This window comes from Paenibacillus abyssi (genome assembly GCF_014640295.1).
Taxonomy (GTDB): Bacteria; Bacillota; Bacilli; order Paenibacillales; family Paenibacillaceae; genus Paenibacillus_D; species Paenibacillus_D abyssi.
On sequence record NZ_BMGR01000020.1, the window covers coordinates 50,622 to 68,813 of the forward strand.

Sequence of the window (18,192 nt, forward strand, 5' to 3'; positions counted from 1 at the left end):
CTATTGCCTATATTATACCCTTTAAAACCTAACATATAAAGTAAAGTTTTTTCGCCATGACATGACAAACGGCCACCGCCGATGTTCAAAACAAAAACAGGAGCCCAAGGGCCCCCGTTCCTCATCACCTATGCACGTTACAAATTTTCTTTAACATACTGCAGCACTTCCTCAATATGGCCGCGCACCTTTACCTTCCGCCACTCTTTCACCAATACGCCGTCAGTATCAATGACGAAGGTCGAACGGACGATCCCCATGTACTGCTTCCCGTACATTTGCTTCATTTGCCACACGCCGTAAAGCTCGCAAACCCGGTGCTCCTCATCGGTAAGCAGCAAAAAAGGCAGGTTGTATTTATCAATAAACTTTTCATGCCTGTTGATCGGATCAAGACTAATTCCCAGAATCACCGCGTTTGCCTCGCTAAAGTCTGAGTGACGGTCTCTAAAATCACATGCCTGCGTTGTACAGGAAGAAGTCATATCCTTGGGATAAAAGTACAGCACAACGTTTTTGCCTTTCAAATCTGATAAGCGAATATTTTCTCCGCTTGAAGCCGGCAGAGTAAAATCAGGCGCCTCCCGGCCGATCGTTAGTTCCGACATGTTAACTGCAACTCCTTTTACTGACAGATTATGATCCCGCACCGCGGTATCTCTTCACTCCATGATTCCATATCATTAACCCGATCGCTGCAAATACAAAACCGACAACCGGCGTGAGCAGCGCCATTGAAGCTTCTTCCCCCTGCACGCGTTCCAAGAAATAAGAGGCGGGGTAAACCCCGACAAAGGCAAACGGAATGACCCAGGTCAGCACAAACCGGATGGCCTTATTGTAAATGCCGACCGGATAACGGCCATAGTTCTGGATATTGTACATTAACGGCAGTATTCCCGTAGGAGCGTCAGAGTAGAATGCTATCGCTGTAAGCGATGTATACACACCCATGTAGATCAGGACAGAACCGGCAACAAGCAGCGTCAGCATCAGCAAGTCGGTCAGTTCAAAGCCCATCCCAAGCTGCGTCCAGGAGATTGCCATAATAATCGCTCCGGCCAGCGAGCCAATCAGGGATGGCGGATCCATGTTTTCCAGCAGTACCTGGAACAAATTATGGGCCGGACGCGTCAATATGCGATCCATCTCGCCTTTGACGATATACCGTTCGCTAAACCCCCACAAATTAAAGAAGCAAGCGAAAATACCGTAGGGAATCATAAAATAGCCATATACGAATACCACTTCAGCCTGCGACCAGCCGCCAAGCGATTCCGTGTGCTGGAAGACAATCAGAATAAAGATCAGGTTCATGCCTTGAAACATTAGATCAGACAAGACTTCAATCCAGAAATCCGCTCGATAAGTGAGCCGGGTTTTCGCATAATTTTTTAGATATTCCCAAAATAAAGTGATATAGAACATTGCCTCAACCTCCCTGCACGAACAACCGGTAGCGTGCCATTCTCCAAACCCACCAGATCGGCAGGAGCAGCACAACAAACCAGATGGCCTGCAGCCCAAGCACGCCCCATACTTCACTGCCTGCGGTTCTGCCGGTAAATACGGAGCTCGGCAAATAGGTAATGGCCTGGAACGGCAGCCATTTCATGACCATCTCCAGCCAGCCGGGGAAAAAGGAGATCGGCACGACGACACCGGAGAATAAATCAACCATAACCCGCTTCATCCGCATCATGCCTTCATTGTTTTCCACAAAAAAAGCAAATAATCCAGTCAACATATTAATCTGTGTATTGATAAGAAAGCTGAATGCCAGCATAACCAAATACAACAGCCATACAAAAGGATCGGTCGGAAGCGAAACAGGGAAAATAAGACAAACAATGATCATCCCCGGCACCATGAACAAAAGCAGACGGAAGATGCCTTCGCCCAGTCCCTGCATCATTTTGACCATCAGATAAGAATAAGGCCGGATAAATTGAATCGCGACGCTGCCATCCCGGATTTCGGTGGCAATCTCCCGGTCAAGATTATTAAAATAAAATGCCCTTGCCATCCAGGATACAGCCACATAGGTCGTCATCTGCGCTACAGTAAAACCGCCTAATGACGGCTGATCGCCATAGATTGCCTGCCACAGAAAATAATAAGCGCCGATATTGATGGCATAAATGATAATTCCGCTATAATAATTCACCCGGTAAGCCAGCATCATCATAAAACGAATGCGAATTAAATCAAGGTATGCGCTGTTCATGAAGATACCTTCTCTGATCGATAAATTTCGCGTACGATTTCATCGGTATTTGTTTCGAAAATTTTAATGTCCCGAATTTCAACGGCTCCGACGACACGCGCCAGTGCGTCTGACACATTGACCCCATGAGGCAGCCACATTTGGGCAGTCAGATCATTCTCCAAGGTCCACTCTACGCCAAGGCCCAGTGTCAGCTGCTCCAGCTTGTCCAACCTTGTATGGTCCGCGAACTGGAACAATACCTCCCGCCCTTTGCTCCAATTGGCCTTGAGCTGCTCCAGCCCGCCGTCATAGATGATCTTGCCGTCATCGAGCATAATGACGCGGGAACAGAGCGCCTCGATATCCTGCAGATCATGCGTCGTTAACAGGATTGTCGTGCCATGCTCGCGGTTCATCTGCTTGAGAAAATCGCGAATTTCTGTTTTCACGACAATATCCAGACCGATCGTTGGCTCATCCAGGAACAGGATCGATGGATTATGCAGCAGCGATGCAACCAGCTCGCAGCGCATCCGCTGGCCGAGGCTCAGCTTGCGGACCGGACGGTTGAGCAGATCGCCCAGCTGTAATCGTTCCACAAGCTCATTCAACCGATTTTGAAAATCCACCTCGGGCACTTTGTAGACCTTGCGGAGCAATTGAAAGGATTCAATGACGCCGATATCCCACCATAGCTGGCTCCTCTGACCGAATACGACACCGATTTCCTTCACGAACTTCTCCCGTTCCTTAAATGGAACATAACCGTTAACAAGCAAGCGTCCGGAAGTCGGAACAAGAATGCCGGTCAGCATTTTAATTGTGGTTGATTTACCTGCACCGTTTTCGCCGATATATCCGCAAATCTCGCCCTGCGGAATTTGGAAGCTTATATCTTTTACAGCTTTGACTTCGATATACTCACGCATGAACAGATCTCTAAGCGCACCTGCGAGCCCTTCCCGATTTTTCTGTACTTTGAACTTCTTTTGCAAAAGCTGCACATCGATCGCTAACATAGTTGATACCTCTGCTCCTCTCGCTTCGACATTTCCCGGGAAATTATGATATATTTTTAACATATAGGAAATGGCTTGCTTTGATACCCTCCGGCAAATTATAATTTTATGATATGTAATAATACATGATCTTTAATGAAATCGAAAGAACAATCACGAAAGGGTGATCATGACCGCATGGAAAGCAGGGTCAGGAAAGGCAAAAAGAAACCGTGGAAGTTGGTTATTTACAGCGTGCTCATCGTACTAGCGCTGGTAGTCGGTTATGCGGCTTACCATGGCATTAGCATATATAACGCTTTAAACGGCCTTCAAAAAGCAAATGCGGAATCCCGGTTCGATCAGTTTGATGATGCAGAGGTAAAAGAGCCTCCCAAATGGGAAGGCACGGAGCGTGTCAACATTCTGCTGCTTGGCGGTGACGGAAGGGCGGAGAACAGCAATGGTATCGCACGTTCCGATTCTATTCTTATTGCATCATTAGATCCGGTAACGAAAAAAGCGCATTTATTTTCCGTTCTTCGCGATACTTACGTCGATATTCCCGGGCATGGCAACGGGCGCATCAATACAGCCATTACGCTGGGCGGACCGAACCTGGCGATGGAGACGGTCGGTAACCTGTTAGGACTTGATATTCAATACTACGTTTATGCTGAATTCGAAGGTTTCAAATCATTGATCGACGCCATCGGAGGGATCGACTTCGAGGTTGAGAAGGATATGACCTGGATTGACAACGCGGATGGCAACCGGTACGACATCAACTTGAAAAAGGGATTTCAGCATCTGGACGGAGACGAAGCGCTCCAGTATGTCAGGTTCCGGCATGATGCGATGTCCGACTTCACGCGCACGGAACGCCAGCGGAATTTCATGAAAGCCGTCGCCTTAGAGATGCAATCAACATGGAATCTCTTGCGGATGACAAAAATCATCGAGAGCGTGCAGCCTTATATTGAAACGAACCTTTCAGCACAGGATATGCTGAGGCTCGGACAGCTCGGATTGAGCATGCACATGGCCGGCTCGGCACAGATTCCGCCGATGAATCTGCTCGCCGAGTCCAACATTGGAGGCTCCGTACTCGTCGTACGCGACGAGCAGAGGCTGCTCGAGTATGTTCAGGAATCGCTTAGCAAGGATGAGACCATTCCTGAACCGGTTGAAGGTGCCGCGGATGGCAGCACTGCCGATGGCGGCAGTGACGCCGCAGAGAACGGAACCAGCGGCAGCACACCATAATAATCATTCAAAGGGCTGACCTCATCGATGTTGAGGCAGCCCTTTCAATACCCTGATCAATCTACGGAGGTAAAATTACTATGTCCATTACACATCGTCCAAATTCAGAAGCGCTATATGAGGAAGCCCTGTTGCATATTGCAGGCGGGGTCAACAGTCCCTCCAGATCCTTCAAAGCTGTCGGCGGAGGCGCTCCCGTTTTTATGGAACGGGCATGCGGTGCATACTTCTGGGATGTCGACGGAAATCGTTACATCGACTACTTGGCTGCTTACGGCCCCATTATTACCGGCCACGCGCACCCTCATATTACCGGCGCGATTGTTCGTGCCGCTCAGAACGGCACCTTATACGGAACGCCAACCGAGCTGGAAATCAAACTGGCTAAAATGCTGAAAGATGCGATTCCCTCACTGGACAAGGTGCGATTTGTCAATTCCGGAACCGAAGCCGTCATGACGACGATCCGCGTGGCGCGTGCCTATACAAAGCGCAGCAAGATTATCAAGTTTGCCGGCTGTTACCACGGCCACTCCGATCTCGTGCTTGTCGCAGCCGGTTCCGGCCCTTCAACGCTTGGCATTCCCGACAGCGCCGGCATTCCGACCACGATCGCCCAAGAAGTCATTACCGTTCCCTTCAATGATCTTGATGGCCTGAAGGCAGCATTGGAACATTGGGGCGATGATGTCGCCGCTGTGATGGTCGAGCCGATTGTCGGTAATTTCGGAATGGTTATGCCGGAGCCCGGTTTCCTGGAAGGGCTATGTAAGCTGGCGCGTGATGCAGGAGCACTCGTGATTTATGATGAGGTCATCAGCGCATTCCGCTTTCACTATGGTTCCGCGCAAACCTTCAAAGCCTTCCAAGACCACAAAGCCATTGAACCGGATTTGACCGCACTGGGCAAAATCATTGGCGGCGGACTGCCGATCGGCGCCTATGGCGGCCGCAAAGAAATTATGGAACAGATCGCTCCATTAGGTCCGGCATACCAAGCCGGGACGATGGCCGGCAACCCTGCTTCAATCTCGGCCGGCATCGCCTGCCTCGAAGTCCTGCAAACGCCAGGCGTATACGAGCGCATGAACCGATTGGCTATCATGCTGGCCGAAGGCCTGCAGCAAGCTGCAGATCAACACGGTATCGACATCACGATCAACCGGATCCGGGGTTCATTCTCAGCCCATTTCTGCAATCATCCGGTCACGAACTACGAGGAAGCACAAGATACGGATGGAGAGCGGTTCGCCCGTTTCTTCCAGCTCATGCTGAGCGAAGGAATCTGTCTGGCACCTTCCAAATACGAGGCATGGTTCCTTACCACCGAGCATTCGGAAGAAGACATCAAGCAAACGATTGAAGCTGCCGAACGCGCCTTTGCACAGATGGCCACCCGGAAGTAAATCCAGCGCAGAACTGTTCACACAGAAAAAAGCCGTATCTCCTCAATGGTTAGGAGGTACGGCTTTTAACGAGTTCAGAGGAAAGAATGTAACGATCCGGAGCGCTTCCGATAAAGTTAAACGGATAACAGGTCGTGACCGTCAGCATCGCTGAATCCGTCGGTATGATGACGCTTCGGTCGTCCGCATCGACAATTTTGATCGAACGAACCTGATACGTGAACTCTCCGGCAGATGTTTTGACTGTAAACAGATCGTTCTTCTCTAATTCACCAAGCTTGCGGAATACAGTATCGCGGTGGCCCGATAGCACACTATTGTCGTTCTCTCCAGGCAGAACGCTCTGGGCAAAATGCCCGACGCCTTTTTCAAGCTCATCCGGATCCGTTCCGTGAATGATAGGCAGGCTTACATCCAGCCTTGGAATATACAATGTACCTAATGAATCGCCTTGTCCCGGCCGATTCGGATAAAGCACTCCGTTCTTGGCCGCAATGCCGGGCAGACGCTCAGGCGTACCCTGAGCATTATCGGCTGATGGAGGGATTTCTTTTGCTTCAACTGCGGGATCAGCGGCCGCTTTTGCCCCCATCGGATCCTCCACATCCGCAGTTACCACATCCGGCGTATCCGGCAGCTGGCCATACGCTTTAAGATCGCCTGAATCATAGGTATCAATCGCATCAACGTTGTTTGACACAGTCACAACGTGATCCGTTATAACTTCCCTGCTTTTTAACGCTAAAGCATAAGTAGTACCTATGTGGTAGACAGCATAAAAGATGAGAATCCCCCCCAGCAGAATCGCTGCCAAGGGGAGATACTTCATCCATATTTTAGTTGCCGGCTTCAAGACGTTTCACCATGATGTATCTTCCTGCTGCTCCAGCCAGAACAAGCAGCATTCCGATCAGCAGTAGATTATACCAAGGTGTTGCTGTGTCAGGCAGCACCCCGCCGGTCATCGTCGGCACATTGACCACTTGGTCACCGAGCACATAGCTTTCTTGATCAGCTGTCATAAATTCGCCTGCAATCGCATAGGTTCCGGCAGGAGCCCGGTCGATCGTATAGACCATATTGCCCTCGCCTTCCACCTCATACACTTGCCCGCCAATGTCAAATCTCCAAGTGCCTTGCTGCTGCATATCCTCAGGAAGCATTGTCACGATCACCAGCTTTCCGTCTCCTGAGAACAATACTTTAACATCTGCATCTTCCACCAGCGTTTTCATATCGCTTGTCATCTTGAATCCGTTCGCAACGATAACCTTTTGATCACCCGTTGCCTCTTTATCCTTATCGTTCCAACCTTTTTTATCGATGACTTTTTCGATAACTTTGTCTTTATCTTTGCCTTTATCTTTGCCATCCCATGCTGCATTCTCGATCTCAAATTTCACCTGAGAGGTCATCCCTGCTTCGAGATCAATTGGCAGCAAACGTACTTTCTGTCCATCTTTATCTGCTTCGAAGTGTCCCTTCAGCTTAATTTTATCCTTCGGCGCTTTGCCGATTACATAATACAGGCTTCCCTTGCCGTCGATGGTTTTCTTCTTGCCATCAATGATTAATGACCAAGTTCCCTCTGTCTCCTTCAGATCCTCCACGATCAGATGAATCGCCCAGCTGCCGTCGTTTAACTCAATAAGCTGGAATGTAGAGGAATCAACCAGTATTTTGCTTTGGTTCTTAAGAATTTCCTCGAGCAGGATGACTCTCGCCACATCCACATCAATCGTCACCACATCATCAACCGTTACTTCTGTATCCACTTGGGGTTCACATGCAGCAGGCCCCACAATATCGGTCACCAACACGTCGGAGTCGCTCTTCAGTGTCGCCGAGATCACCTGTGGTTCCGGATTGCCTTTGATCGTGAAGGAATGAATCAATGATTCATTGTTCTTCATCGGCTCAGTAAACTTCAATACTTTGTAACCGAACACCTTATCCGGCGCGCCCAAGATGACGTTTGACTCGGAAGCTTCAACTAACGCGAGATCGTAACACACGTTCATCATGGTATAGTTTAGAACTTGTGTATCACCTCTCCTATCATCTTTCACGGAAATGCGATACGACCACGTGGATTCATCAGCTGCAGAATCATACGATTTACCCATAAATTCCATCACAAACGGCGATTCCTCCAGCGATATTGCCTTCTTTACATCTGCGGCTGCGACAATAGGAGAGATGACCATGGCGAACAGGACAACAAAGGAAAGGGACAGCATTCTCATTTTTTTCATAATTTCAGGATGACCTCCCATAAAATAATGGTTCACGATGTGCCGGCATCATGGCGAGCTATAGAGACTTTACACCCATTTACGCGCTTTCAAACAGAGAAAATGAAAAAAGTTTAATGAAGAAAAATGCGCTTCACTGTCCTTATGACAGACAGCATCATTTTATGCCACAAACAAAAAAAGACCGTCGATTAACGGTCCCTTCTCTGATGTACGGCACATTCCAATTCTCCGCTAGTCTGACGACGGTTTTTGACTATCCGCCTTCGCCTGCTCCATGTAACGGTCATAACGGCCATCCAGCTCCTGTGCCATTTGGCGGTAGCGAATGGTCTGCTCCACGATCGGATCTGATTCGGTTTGGATCCGAATCTCATAAGGAACCGAAAGCTTTCGGCGAACCGCTTGCTCCTTTGCCCCATCATCAGAAGCGCCCGAAGACGCCTCGCCTTCCAGCAAATGTTGAACAAGCTCCTTTTCCAATGTTTGCATCACATCCGAAATCTGTTTCGCCGGCTGGTCCCGCTCGGGCATTTCCTCTGGGCCCCGATCTTGGCCGGCGTTCCCGCGGCGGCTGTTCAACTCGAAATTGTCCATATCAGATCAACCCTCCAACTAGTTCATGCATCTCACACTATGCACTTTGGCTTGATACAGCAACTCCCTCGGGCAGCACCGCCGCCTGAGGGAGTCGTTCTAATGATAAGCCTGTGCCCATGCTGACGCCTTTAGCCCTGCGCTTCCGCTTTTTTCAGCGCATCCAACAGCTCATCGTGAATATGGCCGTTGCTGGCTGCAACGTTTCGAACCGATAGATGATAAGGCTCTCCGAACGTATCGGTTACACGTCCCCCGGATTCTTGGATCAGCAGCGATCCGGCGGCAAGGTCCCAGCTGTTCAGTCCAATCTCCCAGAAGCCATTAAGCCTTCCTGCTGCAACATAAGCCATATGGAGTGCCGCAGAACCGGCGATACGTATGTTTCGCACTTGGGGAGTTATTGCCTGCACTCCCTTCAGATTGATTGGCAGGGCATAATGCTGATCCGCCGGCAGTCCCGTTGCCACTAAGCTCTCGCGCAACGTGGTCTGCAAAGCTACGCTCGTTCGCTTGCCGTGCATATAAGCCCCTTTGCCTTTCTCGGCGACGAACAGTTCATCCCTGGAAGGGTCATACACGACCCCGACAATGACTTCGCCGCGGTAAGCAAGCGCAATGGACACCGAAAAGAATGGAAATCCATGCACAAAATTGGTTGTACCGTCAATCGGGTCGACAATCCACACATATTCCTCTTCAAGTGCGTTTTGCAGAGCTTTCTTCGAAGCTTCCGGCCCAGCCTCCACCCCTTCTTCACCAAGAAAGGAATGGTCCGGAAAATGCGTCATGATCAGATTGCGTATCATCTTCTCCGAGCCGCGGTCTACCTCCGTTACCAGGTCTTGCGACGAATATTTAAGATCAAGGCTCGAATAGGCCCCGAGTTTCGTTTTAATCCATTCTCCCGCTTTAGCCGCACAGTTGATGGCCACGGCGGTAAAGCTTTTTCTTCCAACGATCGATTCATTTCCTGGATCTGACACTGTCCATCACTCTACTTTCCTATCAATTCGTTTCAGCGCTCACTGCTCTAATATACGAGAGGATATCTTCTTAGTTTCGCCCAATTCTTGCAAAATTAAGCCTAATTCAGATATCCATCCACGTCAACTCGTAATCAAAGCTTCGCCAAGCCTTCCACAATGAGCTGAATGGCCAATAGGATTAACGTGATCCTCAGCAGCCATAACAGCTTTTTCCCTGTCATCCTGCCTGCAATATAAGCGCCGAGCTTGCCGCCAATCCATGCTCCCGGCACGAGCAGCAGCACCAGCCAATAGTCGATCTCCCCAAGCCAGCCATGTACGCCGCTCCCCAGTATAGAGGACAGAAATATGACAAACATAGAGGTCGCTGTCGCTACATGCGCAGGGAATCGAAACAGCAGCACCATAACAGGGACAAATAAGGAACCGCCGCCAATGCCGAACAAACCGGAGACGAGCCCAACCCCGAATCCTACGGCAAGCGCCGGCGCTATAGCAAATCCATACGTATGAACGTTCCCTGCGGCATCCACATAGGTACGTTCGATTGGCCAAGCCTTCGTAATCGGCTTTAAATATTCGCGGGCAATTAACAAGCCGGCCATCGACAGCATGAACAGGCCGAATACGAGCTGAAAAGCGCCCCCCTGCAAAAGTCCAGTCATCAATGAACCGATCATGGTCGCCGGGCCGCTTGTAATAAATAACATCCATCCGCTACGAAAATCAACGCGCTTTTCTTTGGCATATGACATCGTTGAAGCGAGCGCCGTCACAATAAGGACGGTAAGCGATGTGCCCACTGCAGTCGCATGATCGATAGGCGCTCCGGTTAACTGCGACCCCAGCAGCATAAGCGCAGGCACGATAATAATGCCCCCGCCAAGGCCTACGATACTGCCGAAGATCGCGGCGATAAGTCCGAGCAGCACAAACAAAACAATTTCAAGCATTCGATTAGCCTACTCTCGTTGAAAAATCGAAAACCCTACACTGCCGGTAAACAAGCAGTGCAGGGTTGAAAGAAGGGTATTTTACACCCCAACGATATGATACCCATTGTCGACGTAGATCACTTCGCCTGTAATGCCGCGCGAAAGATTGCTCATCAGGAACATCGCGGTGTCGCCGACCTCTGCCGTTTCGGTTGTCCGGCGCAGCGGCGCCTTCTCCTCCACTTGGCGCAGAATCGAGTTGAAATCCTTGATGCCTTTGGCCGCCAATGTACGAATCGGTCCTGCAGAAATCGCGTTCACCCGAATGTTATGCGGTCCGAGATCATTCGCTAAATACCGGACAGAAGCCTCCAGTGCCGCCTTTGCAACGCCCATGACATTGTAGTTGCGCAGCGCGCGTTCCGCACCGAGATAGGTCATTGTCATGATGCTTCCGCCCTCAGTCATCAGCGGATACATCCGCTGGGCCACGGCTGTCAAAGAATAGGCACTGATATCATGTGCCAATGCGAAGCCTTCACGCGACGTGTCCACAAACATGCCTTCGAGCTCCTCCGTTTTGGCAAATGCAATGCTGTGCACCAAGCCGTGCAGCACGCCGAACTGCTCCTTTACTTGATCGGCCAGGGAATCAATCTCCTCATCGACCGTTACATTGCAAGGAAGAGTAATTGCGCCCGGTATGGTATCCGCCAGCTTGCGCACCCGCTCCTCTACCCGCTCACTTTCGTATGTAAAAGCCAATCTGGCGCCCTGCGAAGCCAGCGATTGAGCAATCGCCCAAGCGATACTGCGGTCATTGGCAACTCCCATGACCAGAATATTTTTTCCTTTTAGTAACTCACTCATTATTTTATAATCCTCCTCTCCCATATGGGAAACGTATACAATACCTCATGTCCAAATTACTGCATTTGGCAAAAGATATCAAGAGTCAGCGCGAATTAATCTCCACACTTGCTCCATCAATAACCGTTACAGGTTCGCCCGCTTTCTCCAACAAACGAAGCTGCTCCATCAGTTGAAGCAAAGCCGCATCCTTCTGTTTGGCTTCCAGCATGACATCGATGCGCGGTACGGAGTCTGCGATCTCATATAAATATCGAAGCAGCGGTCCAGGTTCCACATGGTCGGCATGGCTGCGCGGATCGCGCTCGCTTCTGGGGCTGGAAGCATGCAGCTTTGGCGGCAGCTCGTCGCTATACCCGCTTGGCTTAACTGATGCGGCTTGTCCCAGACGGCGCTTCCGCTCACCTTCCCAGGTGCGGACGATCCGCGGCCAGATCTCGCCTGTCAGCCGGGAATCAGGCACCCCGCCGCCATTAACCGCATGATGATGGATATCCAGCACCATCGGCACGTTCGATGCTTCCGCGATCGCCAGCGTTTCCTCCGCCGTAAACGTCTTATCGTCATTTTCCAGCGTGATCCGCCTTTTATATCGGTCATCCAGCTCGGCGAACTGCCTAATAAACCGCTCGCCGGACGACTTTTTATCCCCGTATGCGCCCCCGACATGAATATTGCACTTGCTTCTTTCGTCTTGCCCCATTGCATCCAGCATCCGGACGTGGTTCTCCAGGTCCGCTATAGACTTGGCAAGCACCTCCGGGCGGGGCGAATTGAGCACACAAAAATGATCCGGATGAAAGGATACCCGCATCCTTTGCTCACGCACATAACGTCCCACCTCGGCAAATGCATCCTTAAGCGCTTCAAACGGATTCCAATCATGAAGCTCATCATGGGTGGACAACGGAATAAGCCTGGAAGAGAAACGGTATACGCGAATATCGTGTGCCACGGCATGCCGGAGCACCCTCAGCGTGTGGTTCAAGTTTTCTTCCGCGATTCGCTCCAGCTTCCGCACAGCCGCTCCCCGGTCGGCCAGCTTGGCAAAGTTCTTGTAGGTCATCGTACGCGAAGGCGATGCATTCTCAAGCAGCATGCTCATCGCGACGAAGCCGAACCTTACGATCATTCTCGTTCGCCGAAGAACATCTCATGCGCGAGAGCCGTCTGAATTCTCGACTCTTCCTCGGTGAGCTTGCGCACGAGTTCCATCTCTACCTGTGTAATTTCCTCTCCCTGGAAATTAATCTCGGCAATGGACGCGACGATCCGCACGATCGCGATCGCCTCATTTTTAGGCGTGTATGCAATGACCTTCTGTCCCGTCGGAAAAACGCGAAACCCGCTTTTGACCATTTTGCCGCGGCCGTACTCAAGCAGCTCATACAGCTCTTGCTCCGACTTGAACTTGCATACCGAATTAAACTCCGTTCCAAACCCCATTCTCAAACCTCCTAATTCTAATTACAACGAACCGCCGCTATAATCAATTTGCTGTTTATCGGCATGGCGGGCAAGCGCCAGATCGATGAGTGCATCAAGCAGCTCCCGGTAGGAAACGCCCGTTTCCTTCCACATGAGCGGGTACATGCTGAACGGCGTAAAGCCCGGCATCGTATTGACTTCATTAATGAGCAGCTGTCCATCGGACTTGCGCATGAAGAAATCGACACGCGACAAGCCGGAGCCGTCTATCGCCATAAAAGCGCGCAGCGCCATGTCCCGCACTGCTTGCGCCGTTTCATCCGGAATTTCAGCAGGAATCTGCATGACGGACTTGCCATCCATGTACTTCGCTTTATAATCATAAAATTCGCTGGAAGAAATGACTTCGCCCGGAACTGAGGCTCGCGGCTCGTCATTTCCAAGCACGCTCACTTCAATTTCCCGCGCTTCGACAAATTCCTCAACGATGACTTTGCGGTCAAAACGGAATGCATATTCGATCGCTTCAATGAGCTCCTCGCGGTTTTTCGCTTTCGATATCCCGACGCTCGAGCCAAGGTTGGCCGGCTTAATGAAGCAAGGATAACCAAGCGACACTTCAACCTCCATAATGAAAAAGTTTGGATCCTTTTTCCATTGCGTCCGGTTAAAGTAGCGGAATATACATTGAGGCAGCCCTTCCTGCGCGAATACCTTTTTCATCAACACCTTGTCCATCCCGACAGCGGAGGCCAAAACACCAGCTCCCACATAAGGGAGGTTTGCCATTTCAAGCAGCCCTTGAATGGTTCCGTCCTCACCATACGTGCCGTGCAGCAGCGGAAACACAACGTCGATCTCTGCATCTGCATGTTCGGACTTCGAAGCAGCGGCAGTCAGCCCCTTAAATACCGGTACCAGCGCATCTTCCTCCTGCTTTCCTTCCCCCGCATCGAACCGCAGCTGAGCAACTTCCTTCGGCGCCTCCAGCAGCAGCTCACCTGCATGCCACTGGCCTGACTTCGAAATATAAAAAGGTTTAATCTCATACTTGTTAAAATCGAATGCCTTCATGACCGCGAGTGCGGTTTGCAGAGACACCTCATGCTCTCCCGATTTCCCGCCGTAGATCAATCCAACCCGCACTTTCTCCCCCATTAGCTTTCCTCCGGTTACATATAATTTCCCATACTTTGCAGCAAGCGTGCTTCAATCATTAAAACTCGTCGGCAATGTGAAAAAAACGATATTTGGTCATTTCCGTCCATGCATAAGAATCACGATAGTCCCAATAACGATGGCGGCTCGATACCGTATTTGCGTTCACAAGCGGCATCCCATTGGTATCAAAAGCTGTTACAATTGTACTGTGCTGGTAACGTCCGTCACCGTTCCAATCATAGACAATGACATCCCCCAGAGCGAGTTGATCCGCAGATTGCACCAATTGCGCGCGCAGCCCTTGCCCCTTGGAAGCAGCCAATAACGATTGAAGCGCATTGGACACCGCCCAGCTGTAGCTCCACCATTCCTTGCCGTTATCCCTGCCTTGGTACCACCATCCTAATTCCCTTCTACCAGTATAGTTCATCGGAGCTTTGCCTGCAAAGAGGCACTGAGACACGTAATTGGTGCAGTTCACCTCGAATTCCTCATAGGAAGGGTTCGGTTTATCCCACCAATGATCGGCATAAGCTGCCGCCAATTCCCTGCGGTACGAAATTTTTGAAGGCCGATGATTGAAATGCGTTAAAATGTCATAATTTAAATAGGGTATTGAAGGGAATTTGTAAATGGGCCGATGTTCATGTGACGGCGGTATGACTTCTTCCGCCGAGGCGGAGGCTGACGCGCCAAAACGGGGCCGCCGCTCCGCGACAACAGGCTCGATGCGAATGATTCGCCACGAGTTTATATATTCTTGTACCCAAACCCGCTCATATTCACGCCGTTCTTCCAAATAACTGCTGCCTTTATGTTCGACAGTCCTTTTCAGGTCGAACCGAAGCAGCACCGAAGCCTCCTGGCCGGATTCATGAACACGGACAAGTTCCGCCTTTGCTTCATTCCTGACAGAGCGTGCATGGCGGGACTGCTCCCGTTCTCGCGTTCGGACAAGCTTCCAATCCAGCCGGTTCAAATGATCCGAATCCGCAACAAACGGTCTTAGCAGCGAAGCGTCATGTTCAATCTCCGCTTGATTGATCAGCTTGACGTATTCGTGAATGGCGGCTTTCCAGCCCTGCAGGCCTTGCGGCTGCGGCTTGGTTCTGTGCGAACGCGGCATGACTAACCCTCCCCGGCTTTTGGTTGACGTTCGGAAGTGCGCAAACGACTTGTTCATTATATGAATAAAATGACGTTCTCATGATGAAAACCCTCTTTACGTTCACCCTAAATTAACGATATACTAAGAGTAATCGCGATTATGAAAATGTGTTTCATACAGTGAAACTAACTCAACGAATCGCAGCAAAACCGATGAAAGCGACAAGGAGGAACTAACAATGTCTAAACAAGATCAATACTCCGTTCGCACATCGCTCGACGCCGGCGGCAAGTCGTATGCCTACTACCGGCTTCAGGGGCTTGAAGAGCAGGGATTGGGAAACATCTCGAAGCTTCCTTTTTCCATTAAAGTTCTGCTCGAAGCTGCTGTCCGTCAATTTGACGGCCGTGCCATTACCCCCGAGCATGTGAAACAATTGGCCACCTGGGCGGATGGCCGCGAAGATAAGGAAATTCCATTCATCCCTGCACGTATCGTTCTTCAGGATTTCACCGGCGTACCGGTTGTTGTCGATCTCGCAGCGATGCGCGACACCGTGAAGAAAGCAGGCGGCGATCCGAAGAAGATCAATCCGCTTGTACCGGTTGATCTGGTTATCGACCACTCCGTAATGGTGGATGCGTTCGGAAGCCCGGATGCTCTTGAGTTCAATGAAAAAATCGAGTTTGAGCGCAACGAAGAGCGCTACCGCTTCCTGCGCTGGGCGCAAACGGCATTCGATAACTTCCGTGCCGTACCTCCGGCAACGGGTATCGTTCACCAAGTTAACCTTGAATACCTGGCTTCTGTTGCCGCAACGAAAACCGTGGATGGCGAGACTGTCGTTTATCCTGATTCCCTCGTCGGAACAGATTCCCATACCACAATGATCAACGGCCTTGGCGTTGTTGGTTGGGGTGTCGGCGGTATCGAAGCAGAAGCTGGTATGCTTGGCCAACCGCTTTACTTCGTTATGCCTGAAGTTATCGGCATGAAGCTGACAGGAAGGCTGGCCGAAGGCGCTACCGCTACAGACCTTGCACTGACTGTTACACAAATTCTTCGTAAAAAAGGCGTTGTCGGCAAATTTGTCGAGTTCTTCGGACCAGGCCTTTCCAACATCAGCCTGCCTGACCGTGCGACAGTCGCTAACATGGCGCCAGAATACGGCGCAACGATCGGCTTCTTCCCGGTTGATACGATCGCACTGGATTTCCTGCGTCAAACAGGGCGTACGGAAGAACAAATCGCACTCGTAGAAGCTTATTACAAAGCACAAAACATGTTCCGTACCGATGACACGCCTGATCCGGTGTTCACCGATGTACTGGAGCTTGACCTGTCCTCCATCGTGCCGAGCCTTGCAGGTCCGAAACGTCCGCAAGACCGGATCGAACTGACGTCGATGAAGCAAGCCTTCAACGATATCATCCGCACGCCGATTGATAAAGGCGGATACGGCCTGAGCGACAGCCAGATCGATCAAAATGTTGAAGTAAAACATAATGACGGCCAAGTCAGCAAAATGAAAACCGGCGCTGTTGTTATCGCCGCAATCACAAGCTGTACGAATACGTCCAACCCTACCGTTATGCTGGGTGCCGGATTGGTCGCTAAAAAAGCGGTCGAGCGCGGACTCGTTAAGCCGGCATATGTAAAAAGCTCGCTTACGCCAGGTTCCCTGGTCGTAACGGAGTACTTGAAAAAAGCTGGCCTGATCGAGCCGCTCGAAGCGCTTGGCTTCCATGTTGCCGGTTACGGCTGTGCAACTTGTATCGGCAACTCCGGACCATTGCCGGATGAAGTAAGCAAAGCGATCGCAGATAATGATATGACGGTTGCTGCAGTACTTTCCGGTAACCGGAACTTCGAGGGCCGCGTACACGCGCAGGTAAAAGCAAACTACCTGGCATCGCCGCCGCTTGTCGTCGCTTACGCGCTTGCCGGTACGGTCAATATTGATTTGGCGAATGAGCCGATCGGTTATGATCAGAAGAACGAGCCGGTATACCTGAAAGACATCTGGCCATCCTCCAAAGAAATTGCCGAGGCAGCCGATGCAGCAGTCAATGCGGAAATGTTCCGTGACAAATACGCGAATGTATTTACACAGAACGAACGCTGGAACGCGATTCCGGTACCGGAAGGCGAGCTGTACGAGTGGGATCCTAACTCGACTTACATCGCTAACCCGCCATTCTTCGAGAACCTTGGTTCCGAGCTGAACGACATTGCGGACATCAAAGCCGCAAAAGTGATGGCTTTGCTCGGCGATTCGGTTACAACCGACCATATCTCGCCAGCAGGTAACATCAAGGTTGACAGCCCGGCCGGCCAATTCCTGATTGAGCATGGCGTAGCCAGACAAGACTTTAACTCCTACGGCTCCCGCCGCGGTAACCATGATGTGATGATGCGCGGTACGTTCGCTAACATCCGGATCCGCAATCAGGTTGCTCCAGGAACGGAAGGCGGCGTAACGAAATACCTGCCGACCGATGAAGTGATGTCAATCTATGATGCATCCATGAAATATCAAAAAGATGGCACGAACCTCGTTGTTATTGCCGGTAAAGAATACGGAACCGGAAGCTCCCGCGACTGGGCGGCTAAAGGTACGTTCCTGCTCGGCGTAAAAGCCGTTATTGCTGAAAGCTTCGAGCGGATTCACCGTTCCAACCTCGTAGGCATGGGCGTGCTGCCGCTGCAATTCCAAGAAGGCCAAGGCTGGTCTACGCTTGGTATTACCGGCCGCGAGACATTCGATATTCAAGGGCTGTCCAACGCCGTTACACCAGGTCAAAAAGTTACCGTGGTCGCAACACGCGAAGACGGCACATCCTTCGAGTTTACAGCGACGGTTCGCCTCGACTCCATGGTGGATGTCGATTACTATCGCAACGGCGGTATCCTGCAAACGGTACTGCGCCAAATGATCGCTCAAATGTAATTCAGCTCAACTCGCTAGAG

At 50.7% G+C, this 18,192-nt stretch carries 17 protein-coding genes; 3 read left to right on the forward strand and 14 right to left on the reverse strand.

What is annotated here, in order from left to right; genetic code table 11:
- Positions 1 to 137 precede the first annotated feature (137 nt).
- The 4 genes from bcp to IEW11_RS22830 are packed head-to-tail and all read right to left on the reverse strand — an operon-like array spanning position 138 to position 3,228.
- Entirely contained in the window at positions 138 to 608 is a 471-nt protein-coding gene (bcp, locus tag IEW11_RS22815) for a thioredoxin-dependent thiol peroxidase (protein ID WP_188533396.1), read from the reverse strand.
- A gap of 28 nt (positions 609 to 636) precedes the next feature.
- A complete protein-coding gene (locus IEW11_RS22820; RefSeq protein ID WP_188533397.1) occupies positions 637 to 1,428 on the reverse strand; it encodes an ABC transporter permease in 792 nt (263 codons plus the stop codon).
- 4 nt (positions 1,429 to 1,432) lie between these two features.
- Entirely contained in the window at positions 1,433 to 2,227 is a 795-nt protein-coding gene (locus IEW11_RS22825; protein WP_188533398.1) for an ABC transporter permease, read from the reverse strand.
- The gene (locus IEW11_RS22830; protein WP_188533399.1) at positions 2,224 to 3,228 is read right to left on the reverse strand and encodes an ABC transporter ATP-binding protein; all 1,005 of its coding nucleotides are present in this window, start codon (positions 3,226 to 3,228) and stop codon (positions 2,224 to 2,226) included. Before IEW11_RS22830 ends, IEW11_RS22825 begins: the two co-directional genes overlap by 4 nt.
- A 177-nt stretch (positions 3,229 to 3,405) precedes the next feature.
- Between IEW11_RS22830 and IEW11_RS22835 the strand changes: the two genes are divergently transcribed.
- Positions 3,406 to 4,473, forward strand: a complete 1,068-nt coding sequence (locus IEW11_RS22835) for an LCP family protein (protein ID WP_188533400.1) — start codon at positions 3,406 to 3,408, stop codon at positions 4,471 to 4,473.
- A gap of 80 nt (positions 4,474 to 4,553) precedes the next feature.
- A complete protein-coding gene (locus IEW11_RS22840) occupies positions 4,554 to 5,879 on the forward strand; it encodes a glutamate-1-semialdehyde 2,1-aminomutase (RefSeq protein ID WP_188533401.1) in 1,326 nt (441 codons plus the stop codon).
- 49 nt (positions 5,880 to 5,928) lie between these two features.
- On the opposite strand, the gene srtD is transcribed toward IEW11_RS22840, so the two are convergent.
- The 10 genes from srtD to IEW11_RS22890 all read right to left on the reverse strand — a co-directional run bounded on the left by srtD (position 5,929) and on the right by IEW11_RS22890 (position 15,240).
- Complete coding sequence (srtD, locus tag IEW11_RS22845) at positions 5,929 to 6,732, reverse strand: class D sortase, LPxTATN-specific (RefSeq protein ID WP_373289379.1); 804 nt, start codon at positions 6,730 to 6,732, stop codon at positions 5,929 to 5,931.
- Positions 6,716 to 8,134, reverse strand: a complete 1,419-nt coding sequence (locus IEW11_RS22850) for an LPxTATN C-terminal sorting signal domain (RefSeq protein ID WP_188533402.1) — start codon at positions 8,132 to 8,134, stop codon at positions 6,716 to 6,718. Before IEW11_RS22850 ends, srtD begins: the two co-directional genes overlap by 17 nt.
- Positions 8,135 to 8,368: 234 nt before the next feature.
- Positions 8,369 to 8,731 carry a hypothetical protein gene (locus tag IEW11_RS22855; RefSeq protein WP_229725606.1) on the reverse strand — a complete coding sequence of 121 codons (363 nt, stop codon included), beginning with the start codon at positions 8,729 to 8,731 and terminating at the stop codon, positions 8,369 to 8,371.
- Between the two features lie 131 nt (positions 8,732 to 8,862).
- A complete protein-coding gene (locus IEW11_RS22860; RefSeq protein ID WP_188533403.1) occupies positions 8,863 to 9,717 on the reverse strand; it encodes an inositol monophosphatase family protein in 855 nt (284 codons plus the stop codon).
- 134 nt (positions 9,718 to 9,851) lie between these two features.
- On the reverse strand, positions 9,852 to 10,673 hold the full coding sequence (locus IEW11_RS22865) for a sulfite exporter TauE/SafE family protein (protein ID WP_188533404.1): 822 nt from the start codon (positions 10,671 to 10,673) through the stop codon (positions 9,852 to 9,854).
- 81 nt (positions 10,674 to 10,754) lie between these two features.
- Entirely contained in the window at positions 10,755 to 11,525 is a 771-nt protein-coding gene (fabI, locus tag IEW11_RS22870; RefSeq protein WP_188533405.1) for an enoyl-ACP reductase FabI, read from the reverse strand.
- An 85-nt stretch (positions 11,526 to 11,610) separates the two neighbouring features.
- Positions 11,611 to 12,657 (reverse strand): UV DNA damage repair endonuclease UvsE, encoded by a 1,047-nt coding sequence (uvsE, locus tag IEW11_RS22875; RefSeq protein WP_188533406.1) that lies wholly within the window; start codon positions 12,655 to 12,657, stop codon positions 11,611 to 11,613.
- Complete coding sequence (locus IEW11_RS22880; protein WP_188533407.1) at positions 12,654 to 12,971, reverse strand: hypothetical protein; 318 nt, start codon at positions 12,969 to 12,971, stop codon at positions 12,654 to 12,656. The genes uvsE and IEW11_RS22880 overlap by 4 nt, the downstream gene beginning before the upstream one ends.
- Positions 12,972 to 12,992: 21 nt before the next feature.
- Positions 12,993 to 14,111 (reverse strand): D-alanine--D-alanine ligase, encoded by a 1,119-nt coding sequence (locus IEW11_RS22885; protein WP_188533408.1) that lies wholly within the window; start codon positions 14,109 to 14,111, stop codon positions 12,993 to 12,995.
- Between the two features lie 58 nt (positions 14,112 to 14,169).
- Entirely contained in the window at positions 14,170 to 15,240 is a 1,071-nt protein-coding gene (locus IEW11_RS22890; RefSeq protein WP_188533409.1) for an amidase domain-containing protein, read from the reverse strand.
- Positions 15,241 to 15,460: 220 nt separating this feature from the next.
- Between IEW11_RS22890 and acnA the strand changes: the two genes are divergently transcribed.
- Positions 15,461 to 18,172 carry an aconitate hydratase AcnA gene (gene acnA, locus IEW11_RS22895; protein ID WP_188533410.1) on the forward strand — a complete coding sequence of 904 codons (2,712 nt, stop codon included), beginning with the start codon at positions 15,461 to 15,463 and terminating at the stop codon, positions 18,170 to 18,172.
- Positions 18,173 to 18,192 lie beyond the last annotated feature (20 nt).